Genomic DNA, 11,728 nt, shown 5'->3' with positions numbered 1-11,728 from the left:
CGAGCGTAACCGTTCGTCCCGTTTTCCAGCTTTTCTTCCGATCAAGCCGGAAACATGCGGCCTAGGGCAGTGCGGGGCGCCGCCCGCCCACGTGGGCGGCGTCGGCGGCCGCCGTACCGTCCTCCCAGCCCGCGTGGTCGGTGGCCCCGCGCAGCCGGGTGGTCGTGGTCCGGGGGAACATCTCGTCGGCCCGCGCGCCGACCGCCACGTCCCGGGCCACCAGGGCGGGCAGGTTGTCGGGGGCCTCCGTGGCCGTGTGCTCGGCGGTCTCGGCGAGCCGGCGCCCCAGCCGGCTCGCGTAGGCGAGCAGGAAGGACTGCCTGAAGGTCTTGGTCCGCTTGCGCCCGCCGGCCCGCTGGGCGGCCTCGGCCCGGGTCATCGCCGCCGTGCCCTGCACGAGCAGCGAGGTGTACAGCAGCTCCACCGCCTCCAGATCGCTCTCGAACCCCACGACGGTCGAGAACCCGAACCCGCTGTTCCACACCGCCCGGCAGCGGTTGGCGGAGGCCACCGCGTCCAGCAGTACCGCCTTGGCCTCCTCGTACGGGGCCTCGACGCCGATCCGGCAGGCGCCGGGCACCTGCGCCGGAGCGCCGCCGCGCACCGCCAGCAGCGCCTCGTCCACGGTGTGCCGGGCCATCAGCTCCTGCGCCTTGGCGCTGAGCGCCTCCGCCTCCTCGGGGTAGGTCGTCGCCTCGGCCTTCGCGAGCAGCGCCCGGATCCGGCCCAGCATGCGCGGCTCGATGTGCGCGTGCTCCAGGGCATCACCGGCCGGGTCCCCCGGGACCGGCCCCACCGGCTCGACGGACGGCAGCCGGACCAGCAGCCGGAACAGCTCCAGGACGGCGGTGGCCAGGGTGAACCGGTCCGCCCTCTCACGGCGCGCGAGCCGGTCGGCGTACTCCTCGTCGGCCCCCCACCACGCCTCCGGCGCGCCCCACCGCTCCGGGAGCCGCGCGTACCGCCGGGCCTCGGCGGCGATCACGTCACCGGCGATCCCGAGGTGCACGGCCTCCAGGTCCCGCCGCACCAGCCGCAGCACGTCGGCGGGCCGCCACCCCCGCTCCCAGGCCTGCCGTACGTACGCCTCCCCGCGCGCGAGCAACTCCCGCCCGACGCCGCCCCACAGCCCGCCGTCGGCGGCGAGCACGGAGGCACCGGTGTCGAGCCCGGCGTCGTCCTGGGCGTAGAGGGCGGCCGCGAAGGCCCGGTCGACGATCTCGGCACACTGACTCACCCCTTCAGCTTTACACGCCCCCCGCCCGCCCCCGGCCGGGGGCGGGCGGGGGCCGGCCCGGAGGCGGGCGGGTCGCGATACCGGGCCCCACGCCTGGCGTGTGCGGAGCGGCCGGCCGGCGGCGTTCGGGGCCACGGTGCGGGGCCGCGGGGGGGCCCGAGCCGCCGCACAACAGGCGAACGGCGGCGGGGAGCACCCGCGCATGCGCACAGCCCCAGCGGGGCGGAGGCCTGAGCGGGGACCGGCCCGCAGCGCTACCCCGCCCGCCCGGACAGGAGCCCGGGGCGCGGCTCCGCAGCACCAACCCGCCTGCCCGGGCCATTCGCCGTACGCCGCGTCCGGGGCCGAGCCCCCGGGGAGCGGGACCCGGGTCGGCGCCCCGCCCACACCCGGCCCGGCGGGGCGGTCCCCCGCACGGGTCCGCGCACCCGGCCCCGCCGACACCCCGCCCGGCGAGGCGGTCCCCCGCACGGGTCCGCGTACACCGGACCGGCACCCGCCCGGCGGGACGGTCCCCCGCGCGGGGCCGCGTACACCGCCCGGGCCGGGCGCGGGCCCGTTGTCAGACCCCGGTGGGACACTCGCACCCGTGAGCGACCACCCCACCACCCCCTGGGCCCTCGCCGAAGCCGCCGACGGCCAGTGGCACGCCACCCCCCTGCACCCGGGCGCCCGGCCCATCACCAACGCCACCCCCGCGGAAGCGATCCGCTCCGCGCCCCCCGGCACCCGCTGGATCTGGCGTTCCACCGCCGCCGTCTACCCCCGCCTGCTCGCCGCCGGCACCCGCGTCGAGCGGTGCTACGACATCGAGGACGCCGAGCTGCTGCTCCTCGCCCACGAGGGCCGCTCCGGCGAGCCCCGCTCGGCGGCGGCGGCCTGGGCCCGGCTCACCAACGCCCCCGTCCCGCCGGACCCCCCGCAGCGCGCCGCCGAGCCGGCCCGGGCCGCCGCGCAGGACTCCCTCTTCGACTTCGCCCCGCAGCCCGCCGCCCCCCTGCCCCTCGACGCCCTGCTCGCCGTCCACGCCGACCAGGCCCGCCGGACGGCCGCCACCGCGCACCCCGACCGGATGCGCCTGCTCATCGCGTCCGAGTCGGCCGCGTTCCTCGTCGCCGCCGAGATGCACCGCGCGGGCCTGCCCTGGCGGGCCGACGTGCACCGCGCCCTGCTGACGGAGCTGCTCGGCGAGCGCTACGCCGGCGGCGGCGAGCCGCGCCGCCTCGCCGAGCTCACCGACCGGATCTCCGCCGCCTTCGGCCGGCGCGTGCGCCCCGAGCTGGCCTCCGACGTCATCAAGGCCTTCGCCGAGGCCGGTTTCAAGCTCAAGTCCACCCGCCGCTGGGCGATCCAGGAGATCGACCACCCCGCCGTCGCACCGCTCCTCGAGTACAAGAAGCTGTACCGGATCTACACCGCCCACGGCTGGTCCTGGCTCGCGGACTGGGTCCGCGACGGCCGCTTCCGGCCCGAGTTCATCCCCGGCGGCACCCTCACCGGCCGCTGGGTCACCAACGGCGGCGGGGCCCTCCAGATCCCCAAGGTGATCCGCCGGGCGGTCGTCGCGGACCCCGGCTGGCGGCTCGTCGTCGCCGACGCCGACCAGATGGAACCCCGCGTCCTCGCCGCGATCTCCCGCGACCCGGCCTTCATGGAGGTGGCCGGCCGCCCCGAGGACCTCTACACGGCCATCTCCCGCCAGGGCTTCTCCGGCGACCGGGACAAGGCCAAGATCGCCGTGCTGGGCGCCGTCTACGGACAGACCTCCGGCGACGGCCTGAAGAACCTGGCCGCCCTCCGGCGCCGCTTCCCCCGCGCCGTCGCGTACGTCGACGACGCGGCCCGCGCGGGCGAGGAGGGGCGCCTCGTACGGACCTGGCTGGGCCGCACCTGCCCGCCCCCGGCCGGCGCCGCCGAGGCGGACGAGGCCGGCATCCCGCAGGAACAGGAGCGCGCCGACTCCGAGGACACCGGCTGGACCCCTGGCCACTCCTCCACCAACACCCGCGCCCGCGGCCGGTTCACCCGTAACTTCGTCGTCCAGGGCAGCGCCGCCGACTGGGCCCTGCTGATGCTCGCGGCGCTGCGCCAGGCGACCGCCGGGATGCGCGCGGAGCTGGTGTTCTTCCAGCACGACGAGGTGATCGTGCACTGCCCCGCCGAGGAGGCGGAGGCCGTCGCCGAGGCGATCCGTACCGCCGGTGACCGGGCCGGCCGGATCACCTTCGGGGACACCCCGGTGCGCTTCCCCTTCACCACGGCTGTCGTGGAGTGCTACGCCGACGCCAAATGACGGCGTCCTCCCGGCCGGTGCGGCCTCAGCCGAGGTCGTGGAAGTACACGTGGAACTCCTCGCGCACGAAGCCCTCGGACTCGTACAGCCCCTGCGCGACGCGGTTGTCGTACGCGGTCTCCAGCTGCACCCCCGCCACCCCGGCCTCCCGTGCCCGGCGCAGCACCTCGCGCAGCAGCGCCCGGCCCGCGCCGGTACGGCGGCCGGACGGGGCCACGTACAGGTCGTTGAGGATCCACGCCCTGCGCAGGGTGAGGGAGGAGAAGGCCTGGTAGACCTGCGCGAAACCGACCGTACCGGTGACCCCGGGCGCGTCGGCCAGCAGCACCAGGGACTCGCCCTTGGCGATGCGCTCCGCGAGGAACTCCCTCGGGGCGCCCGGGTCCTCGACCGTCACCCCGTAGAAGTCGAGGTATCCGCGGAACAGTTCCGCGGCCGTGTCCAGGTCCGCCTCGCCCGCCACGCGCAGAACGACGCCGGAGCCCCCGTCCGTGACCGTGCCGCCCTGCGTTCCCACCCGACCGAACATGCGTCTCTCCTTGATCCACTCGCGCGCCCGGCTCCATTGTGCGCGGCGCCGAGGGGCGTTCGACCGCCCGGGACCCATCCGGTCGCCGTTCTCAGTGCCCGGTGACGGGCTGGGCGGCGCCCTTCTCCGTGGCGGCGGAACGGCGATGTCCCGCACGTAGAACAGCTGTAGATCGGCTGCGGATTCGCCGCCGATCCACAGGGTCCAAGCTCAGGTGTGTCGAAGGGGGCCAGCCCCTCACGACGGAAACCGGAGAAAAGGAGGTGGGCCAGATGAAGATCACGCTTTTCGAGGGCGTCTCCTGATCCGGGCCGCGGGATCGAGGGGCCGGCCCCCTCTCGGCCGATTCCAGCGAGAAGGAGGTGGGACACCGTGAAGATCACTCTCTTCGAGGGCGTCTCGTAATCCCGGCCGTGAAAACGGTCCACGGCGACACGGCGGAACAGGAAAGGAGGTGGAACACCGTGAAGATCACTCTCTTCGAGGGCGTCTCGTAATCCCGGCCGTGAAAACGGTCCACGGCGACACGGCGGAACAGAAATGGAGGTGGAACACCATGAAGATCACTCTCTTCGAGGGCGTCAGCTGAATGTGACCGCGGGATAGGCGGGTGCAGATGCCCACGCGGCATCTGCATCCGCCCGCTTGCCCCGCACCGACCAATCGACATCCGCAACGACGGAGGCACAATGACCGGCCACGACTGGTGGCACAACGCCAGCTTGCGTACCTCGGCGGCAGTCGGCGAGGGATGGCGGCTCTTCCAGGAGATCTACCTGCCCACTCAGTACGACAGCGGCGCACTGGAACGGATCCGGCGCACCAGGCTCGTGGAGTCCCTCGAACGCGCGGCACGCACCGAACACTTCGAAGCGCACCTGAAGGACCGGGCCGTGACGCCCGAGAACGCGGAGGACGTTCTCGCCTCACTCCCCGTTCTGGACAAGGGCGTCCTGCGCCACACCCCAGAGGCCATCACCACCGGGCTGGTCAAGGACTGGGACGAACTCATCGTCCACACGTCCGGCACCACCGGAGAACCCGTCTGGATCACCCACGACGAGACCAAGCTCACCGAAGCGACGGCCTCCAACCTGCGGATGCTGGAAGCGTACGGGCTCCAGCCCGGCCTGCGGGTCATCCGTGCCACCGCCGATCTGCGGCACGCCCCGTTCGAGTTCGAGACGCTGCCCTACTTCGGCGGGGCGAAGGTCCTGCAGATCAACGTGTCGACCCTCACCGCCCGGGACGCCGACTACGTCGAGCGGCTGTGCGCCGATTTCAAGCCCGACATCCTCTGGGGCCAGCCGCTGGAAGTGCTGCTCGCGGCCCTGCGCGGGCGTGAGGGCACCCTGCGCATACCTCAGCTGAAGGCCGTCCTCACACACGGCGACAGTCTCGACGCGAATGCACGGGACACCATCTTCCAGGCGTTCGGCTGCCCGCACTACGACCTGTACGGGCTGCAGGAGTTCGGCCGCGTCGGCTGGGAGTGTCCGCAGGGTCCCGGGACGTACCACATCGACGAGGAGCGCGTAGCGGTCTCGGTCGGCGAGGACGGACAGATCCTGCTGAGCTCCCTGACCAACACGGCGATGTCGCTGCTGAACTACCGGCCCGGAGACGGCGGACAGCTGCTGCGCGAGCCCTGCCCCTGCGGCCGGCCGCACGTCCGGCTGACACGCATCGACGGACGCAAGCGCGCCCTGATCGCCGACGCCGAGGGACAGCTGGTCAACATCAAGCCGCTGCGCCTGATCCTGGAGAACGAGCCGCTGCACCGCTGGCAGGTACGCCAGGAGGAAACCGGGAAGCTGGAGGTCCTCATCGTGCCGCTGGCGCCCGAGCACGCCCCGCGCATGACGGAGCGGCTCCTCGCGCAGCTGGCCGGCACGATGAGCCTCAAAGAGCTCACCGTGCGCCCGGTGGAGCTGGGCGAGCTGGCCACCGCGAGCGGCAAGGCCCCCCATTTCCGGCTGCTCGCGACCCAGCACGCGCTCAGCGACGCGGTCGCCTCCGGGACCTCCAGCTGGTGAGGCGCACATGAGAATCGCAGTCATCGGCGTCGGCAGCATCGGATCCCACTACGCGGACTATCTGCGCAGGACCGGCCACACGACCGTGACCGTGGACCCGCGCGGAGCATCGGACTTCGCGGACGTGGCCGAGATCCCCCGGCGTCTGGCGTCGGACATCGACGCCTGGATCGTGTCCACGCCGACCGAAACGCATCTCCACGTGCTGCGCCGGATCCTCCGGACCTCGCCGGACGCCCGGGTCCTGCTGGAGAAACCGGCTGCCCTCCCCGCGGCGATCCCCGAGCTCACCAGGGAAATCCGGGAAAACCCCGGCGCGCGCGTCCTGGTCAACAACGTGTACGGCCACAGCGCCGCCGTCCGGCTCTTCGCCGCGGAAGTACGGACCATGAGCGCGAACGACCCGATCCGCGCAGTCACCGTCGAATTCACCAAGAACCGGCAGGCGGACGTGGACGCCGGCCGTTTCGTGGACCGGCACTACGGCGAAGTCGGCTACGAGTGGTTCCACATGCTGGCGGTCCTGCGCGAAACCCTCGACCCCGCCTCGTACCGGTCCTTTCTGCAGAGTGCGCCCTCGCAGATCACCCAGGAAATCCGGGTCCGCACCACCGGACGGGGTTTCCCCCAGGTCGACCTGTACGCGTCCATGAACGGGCTGGTCGGATTTCCGGAAATCGCCGGGCACGCCCTCACCAACGCCCGGTCCCGGCGCCACATCGCGCGGGGCCACATCCCCTACGGAGCCGACCTCAGATATCGCTTCGCCCATGTGGAGCTCACGTCGGGGGCCCAGGCGAGCCTGGTGTTCGAGCCGTACCACGCGGCAGTGGCCGACTACAAGAACGTCCATGTCGTCCGCACGGTCAGCAGGACGGGCAGGAAGCGCACCACGGACGTGCTGGGGAACCAGCTCCAGCACGCGCTGCTGTCGCAGTTGGACGCTCTGACCGGCGCCGAGGGGGGAACGTCCCGCATCTACCTCCCGGAACACCGGTACATGGCCGAGCTGGCCCGCCGGGTCGCGCCCCGCACCGCGCATCTGCCCACACAGACCCTCCGAAACCTTGATGAGGTGACGGCGTGACCGACGCCATCCTGGACGACACGACCCTCGACGACCTGTCCACCCTGCTCCGGCTGACCCCGGACATCTTCGCCGAGGTCGCCGCGAGCGAGGAGAGCCGCAACGCGGTCCGCAGGCGCGTGGTGGACGAACTGCGCGGAGATCCCGCCGCGGACGAGGTCTTCACCCGGGCCTGCTGCTTCGAGGCCCCCTTCGGGGAGAGCTGGATCCACGCACCGGGCACCACCGAGGCGTACCTCTCCCTGGAGGTGGCGTCCGAGGCCCTCGACACCGGCCGGCACCGGGCCCTGCTCGCCCGCGTCGCGTTGTCCACCTCCACCGCGCTGCCGTACGACTATCGCGCCATGGCCGCCGAACGCCTTCTCCGCCTGGGCATCGGCGACTTCCGGCGCGACTTCGCGGAGGCGGCCGCGGAGCACGCGCCGCTGCCGTTGCGGTCGCTCCGCGCCAAGGCCGCCACCCGCACCGACGGCATCGACCACCTCTTCCCGATTCCCGGGACGGCCGAGGAGCGGCTAGCGCTGCTGGACCAGGCCTGCGACCTCAAGGTCAGGGAGAGCCGGCATCTCATCGCCACAAGGGTGCTGCAACTCCCGGAGCAGCACGCCGTCGTCGGCCCGTACCTCTGCGCCGAGGCGGAGCAGCTGATCGCGAAGGACGCCGACGCGGCCCTCATCCGCCCTTCGGACTACCTGGTGCCCTGGGACCAGGAACTGGCCTCGTCGGACGGCCAGGCCCTGACGCTGGCCGAACTGCTGCGCATCACCCTGCTCTGCCCCGAATTCAAGCTGCCCGACGCACGGGTGCGCCCGGCGCTCGTCTCCTTCTACCGGTCCGTGCTGCGCATCTCCGGGCGCTCGATCATCGGCCTGAGCGCCGGTGTCTTCCACGTCGAGCACGGCTCGGCCGCCCACCCCTCGTACTTCTACATGGGGCGCGACGCCGTTCTGGGCAAGGGCTGCGTCGTCGACTGCGTCGGCGGGGCGGTGCTGCAGCAGGGCTCGTTCCTGGGCGGCGGGTTCATGCCGATCCTCGTCCACACGCACAAGCACATCCGCGCCAGCGGCGAACCGGGGGTGGCCGAGCGCAAGAAGGTACTCCCCTGCGTGTTCGCGGCGGAGACGGGAGCCCGCCTGCCGATGACGGCGATCGGACTCTTCGAGACGGCGGACTACCTCGAATCGGGAACGACACCGTTCCCGGGCATCCGGCCCATCGCACTGGACTGAGACCCAAGGATGACCATGGAACGGAACACGAACGGGCTCGCCGTCGCCCCCGCCGGATTCAGCGCGGAAACCTGGCAGACCTTCGCGCGCGACGGCCTTCTCGTGATCGACGACGCACTTCCGAGCGCCACCGTCGAGGCCCTTCGCGCCACCATCGACGACCAGGCCAAGAACCACGAGGGCAACATCGTCGCCGGCGACCCCCGATTCGCCGGTCTCATCGATCACCCGGCGCACATCGGTTACATGCACGATGTCTACGGCGACATGCTCAAACTGCTCAGGAGCGAGTACTTCAAGCGCGCTCCGGGACAGGTGACCCGTAACGACTGGCACTTCGACGGTCCGCGCCTGCTGCCGTTCCAGGTCTTCGGGGACCGGGTCCCGCTGCGCATCAAGATCGGCTACTGGCTCACTCCGCTGCCGGAGGCCGGCATGGGCAACCTCGTCTACATCCCGGGCAGCCACCGCTGGGACCACCTGCCCCAGTACCACACCCATGACCCGCACCCCGAGGAGAAGCGCCTGCTCGTACGGCCTGGCGCGATGACCCTGATGTGGGGAGGGCTGTGGCACCGGGTCGACGTCAACTCCAGCACGACCACCCGGCAGAACCTGTTCCTGGAGTACGGCCCGTCCTGGTTGACCGCGAGCGACCGCGTCGTCTCGGACCCCGCGTGGGCGGAGCGGCTCCCCCGCGAGCAGAGGATCATCATGCGTGCCTACCGGGAACAGAACCAGTGCGTGAAGCCGCCGGAGCGCGACGTCCCGCTCTACCTGCCGCGGGCCGGGGAGCCCGACGCGGAGGCCGGCCTGTACGCCGACCACGTGCCGCTCTCGCTGCGCAAGCGCAGCACGTGGCTGGAAACGCAGGGACTGGCATGACCCCCCTGCTGGAGATGTCGGACCTCTGGTACGCCTACCCGCACGCCGGACGCCACCGCGACCCGGTCCTGCGCGGCGTCCAGGGCTGCCTCTACGAGGGGGAGACGCTGGCCGTCGTCGGGCGCAACGGCTCGGGCAAGAGCACCCTCCTCAAGATCCTCGCAACGGTGCTCCGTCCGACCTCCGGCCACCTGCTGCACCAGGGGCTTCGCCTCGGGCCGGCGCCCGCCCGCTACCGGGCGGGCGTCGGCTACTCGGCGGGCGCCCCGCAGGGGTTCTACCCGCGGCTGACCGCCGTGGAGAACCTCCGCTTCTTCTCGGGCATGAAGGGCCGGATGTACTCGGCCCATCAGGCGCGGCACCTGCTGGCCCGCGTCGGCCTGTCCGACAGCGCCGACACCACCTACGCGACGTTCTCGCTCGGCATGCGGCAGCGGCTGCACCTGGCCCGGCTCCTGCTGGAGCCGTCCCAGCTGTGGATCATCGACGAGCCGACCAACGGGCTGGACGGCGACGGTCTGCGGCTGCTGGAGGAGCTCCTGACCGAGACACCGGGGAAGACGAAGGTGCTCGTCAGCCACGACGAGGACTTCCTGGCCCGGGTCGCCACGCGCACCCTCGTACTCGACGGCGGGCGGGTGACGTGATCAGGTTCTCGCTCTTCCTCGTCCGAGTGCAGTGGATCGACCGCAAGGCGACCTCGTCGTTCCTGATCGGCATCACCCTGCAGACCCTGATGCTCACCGTCGCCCTGCACGGCCGGGCCACGGACGCCGGCCACGCGCTGGTGCTGGCCACCCGCGCGGCCTTGCTGACCTGCGTGACCATCGTGCTCCTCTCGGCCATGTCGAGCGTGCAGAACGAGTTCCGCTACGGAACGATGGAGAGCGTCCTGCTCGGGCGGCTCTCCCTGTTCCGGCTCCTCGCGATCAGGGCGGCCGCCTGTGCGGTCGTGACCTCCCCGGCGATCGTGGTGCCGTACATCGGTGCGGCGGTGAAATTCCCCTCACTGGTCGCCCCGCGTACCGCCGTGCTCATCGCGATGGTCTACGTCTGCCTCGCGGCCATCTGCTACCAGTCCACCCTGACCCTCTGCCAGTTCACCCGGCCCGCGGCGGCGGTCCCCTGGTTCCGCATGGTCCTCCTGGTCATCGGGCTGTCGGTGGTTCCGTTCCCCGGCGCCGACACCGCGGCGCTGATCCTGCCGTGCGGCTGGGTGCTGCGGTTCGCGGGGGAGACACGGGGGTCGGCCACGGTGCTGATGTTCCTGGTGGTCGCGGTCGCGTGGACGGTCGCCCTGTGGCTCGTCTTCCGCGACTCCGTGGGCCGCCGCGTCGAACGCACCCTCACCGATGGCCGGGCCGCCCTGTGAAGACCTTGACCCTCACCCACCTCATCCTGCTCAACCGGGCCCGGCAGGAGGGCGGCTGGCAGTACGCCGCGCGCCTGGTCCCACTGAGCCTGGGGAACGTCCTGCTCCTGTTCGCGATCTTCACCGGCGCGAGCGGCCGCGGTCCCGACCTTGACGCCCTTGCCCTGCAGTACGGCTACTTCATCCCCCTGACCGCGCTGTCCGCGGCCGTCGGCACCTGGGAAGTGGAACTGTTCGCGGGCGTGGCCGACGAATACATCCTGCGCCCCGCGCGCGTCATGGCCGCCCGGGTCCTGGTCGGGCTGACGGAGTCCCTGGCCCCGTTCGCCCTGTTCCTGACCCTCCTCCTGGTGGTACCGGTGCCGGACCGCCGCCGGCATCTGATCACGGCGACCCTGATGCTCTGCGTCTTCCTCCTCCTGGGGACGGCCCTCGGATACTGTTTCGGCTTCCGCCACGAGAAGGCCGTCAACAACTTCCTGGCCTCCGTGACCTGGGTCCTCGGCTTCGGCCCCGGCCCGTTCTTCGGCAACGAGGCCACCGGGGCGCTGCTGCTCTTCCCAGGCGGCTTCTCGCTGCGCGGCGACTTCCTCCTGGAATGGCTGAAGCTGGGGGTGGTCCTGGTCGCCGCCGCCGCTCTCCTGCGCTGGGGAAGCCGGCCGCGCCGGCACCGCTCCTTCGCCCGCTGACCGCCGCGCGGACGTCCCGTAGATGGGATGTAGATGCCCGCGAAGCAGGATGAAGGCATCAGCCGGCCCGTCCCGGGCACGTAGAGAGGAAGTCCTCATGAGCCGCATCCCGCTCCCGCGTCTTTGCCGTGCCGCCGTCACCGCCGCTCTCGTGGCCGCGATCGCGTCCGCCGTCCCGTCCGTCTCGGCGCACGAGGGACCGGACCGGCACGGGGCGACGGCGTACGACCGGGCAGGGGTGCAGGACGAGCAGTTCCCGACCGAGTGGAGCACCCAGGCCGACCACCGTCCCGTGCTGGCATCCGACCCGCTGGACTGGAGCAGCCAGGCGGGCAGCCGGCCGAAGCCGCTGGCGTAGGGCGGGGGCGCCG

General features: G+C 72.1%; 11 protein-coding genes. 9 read left to right on the top strand and 2 right to left on the bottom strand.

Features of this window, described 5'->3' with window-relative positions:
- Nucleotides 1-61: 61 nt before the first annotated feature.
- The gene (locus ACFY7H_RS05840; protein WP_388933571.1) at nucleotides 62-1,237 is read right to left on the bottom strand and encodes a DUF2786 domain-containing protein; all 1,176 of its coding nucleotides are present in this window, start codon (nucleotides 1,235-1,237) and stop codon (nucleotides 62-64) included.
- Nucleotides 1,238-1,895: 658 nt separating this feature from the next.
- Here ACFY7H_RS05840 and ACFY7H_RS05835 point away from each other — a divergent pair.
- The gene (locus ACFY7H_RS05835) at nucleotides 1,896-3,530 is read left to right on the top strand and encodes a bifunctional 3'-5' exonuclease/DNA polymerase (RefSeq protein ID WP_388933732.1); all 1,635 of its coding nucleotides are present in this window, start codon (nucleotides 1,896-1,898) and stop codon (nucleotides 3,528-3,530) included.
- A 25-nt stretch (nucleotides 3,531-3,555) separates the two neighbouring features.
- On the opposite strand, the gene ACFY7H_RS05830 is transcribed toward ACFY7H_RS05835, so the two are convergent.
- On the bottom strand, nucleotides 3,556-4,059 hold the full coding sequence (locus tag ACFY7H_RS05830) for a GNAT family N-acetyltransferase (protein WP_388933567.1): 504 nt from the start codon (nucleotides 4,057-4,059) through the stop codon (nucleotides 3,556-3,558).
- 689 nt (nucleotides 4,060-4,748) lie between these two features.
- Here ACFY7H_RS05830 and ACFY7H_RS05825 point away from each other — a divergent pair.
- The 8 genes from ACFY7H_RS05825 to ACFY7H_RS05790 all read left to right on the top strand — a co-directional run bounded on the left by ACFY7H_RS05825 (nucleotide 4,749) and on the right by ACFY7H_RS05790 (nucleotide 11,715).
- On the top strand, nucleotides 4,749-6,095 hold the full coding sequence (locus ACFY7H_RS05825) for a phenylacetate--CoA ligase family protein (protein WP_388933564.1): 1,347 nt from the start codon (nucleotides 4,749-4,751) through the stop codon (nucleotides 6,093-6,095).
- A gap of 7 nt (nucleotides 6,096-6,102) precedes the next feature.
- Nucleotides 6,103-7,182, top strand: coding sequence for a Gfo/Idh/MocA family oxidoreductase (locus tag ACFY7H_RS05820; protein ID WP_388933562.1), 1,080 nt, complete (start codon nucleotides 6,103-6,105; stop codon nucleotides 7,180-7,182).
- Nucleotides 7,179-8,411: a hypothetical protein gene (locus tag ACFY7H_RS05815; protein WP_388933559.1), complete on the top strand. Its 1,233-nt coding sequence runs from the start codon at nucleotides 7,179-7,181 to the stop codon at nucleotides 8,409-8,411. The genes ACFY7H_RS05820 and ACFY7H_RS05815 overlap by 4 nt, the downstream gene beginning before the upstream one ends.
- A 15-nt stretch (nucleotides 8,412-8,426) precedes the next feature.
- Nucleotides 8,427-9,296 carry a phytanoyl-CoA dioxygenase family protein gene (locus ACFY7H_RS05810; RefSeq protein WP_388933556.1) on the top strand — a complete coding sequence of 290 codons (870 nt, stop codon included), beginning with the start codon at nucleotides 8,427-8,429 and terminating at the stop codon, nucleotides 9,294-9,296.
- Entirely contained in the window at nucleotides 9,293-9,943 is a 651-nt protein-coding gene (locus ACFY7H_RS05805; protein ID WP_388933553.1) for an ATP-binding cassette domain-containing protein, read from the top strand. Before ACFY7H_RS05810 ends, ACFY7H_RS05805 begins: the two co-directional genes overlap by 4 nt.
- Nucleotides 9,940-10,668: a hypothetical protein gene (locus ACFY7H_RS05800; RefSeq protein WP_388933550.1), complete on the top strand. Its 729-nt coding sequence runs from the start codon at nucleotides 9,940-9,942 to the stop codon at nucleotides 10,666-10,668. The genes ACFY7H_RS05805 and ACFY7H_RS05800 overlap by 4 nt, the downstream gene beginning before the upstream one ends.
- Complete coding sequence (locus ACFY7H_RS05795; RefSeq protein ID WP_388933547.1) at nucleotides 10,665-11,357, top strand: hypothetical protein; 693 nt, start codon at nucleotides 10,665-10,667, stop codon at nucleotides 11,355-11,357. The genes ACFY7H_RS05800 and ACFY7H_RS05795 overlap by 4 nt, the downstream gene beginning before the upstream one ends.
- A gap of 97 nt (nucleotides 11,358-11,454) precedes the next feature.
- On the top strand, nucleotides 11,455-11,715 hold the full coding sequence (locus ACFY7H_RS05790; protein WP_388933545.1) for a hypothetical protein: 261 nt from the start codon (nucleotides 11,455-11,457) through the stop codon (nucleotides 11,713-11,715).
- The last annotated feature ends 13 nt before the right edge of the window (nucleotides 11,716-11,728 follow it).

Source organism: Streptomyces sp. NPDC012794, assembly GCF_042901085.1.
GTDB lineage: Bacteria > Actinomycetota > Actinomycetes > Streptomycetales > Streptomycetaceae > Streptomyces.
The sequence above is the reverse complement of the archived record's forward strand: the minus strand, read 5'-3'. Positions and strand labels throughout refer to the sequence as shown.

Bases quoted from the DNA above. Each gene is read 5' to 3' on its own strand.
- ACFY7H_RS05830 (WP_388933567.1), bottom strand. From the start codon at position 4,059: ATGTTCGGTCGGGTGGGAACGCAGGGCGGCACGGTCACGGACGGGGGC.
- ACFY7H_RS05825 (WP_388933564.1), top strand. From the start codon at position 4,749: ATGACCGGCCACGACTGGTGGCACAACGCCAGCTTGCGTACCTCGGCG.
- ACFY7H_RS05820 (WP_388933562.1), top strand. From the start codon at position 6,103: ATGAGAATCGCAGTCATCGGCGTCGGCAGCATCGGATCCCACTACGCG.
- ACFY7H_RS05810 (WP_388933556.1), top strand. From the start codon at position 8,427: ATGGAACGGAACACGAACGGGCTCGCCGTCGCCCCCGCCGGATTCAGC.
- ACFY7H_RS05805 (WP_388933553.1), top strand. From the start codon at position 9,293: ATGACCCCCCTGCTGGAGATGTCGGACCTCTGGTACGCCTACCCGCAC.
- ACFY7H_RS05790 (WP_388933545.1), top strand. From the start codon at position 11,455: ATGAGCCGCATCCCGCTCCCGCGTCTTTGCCGTGCCGCCGTCACCGCC.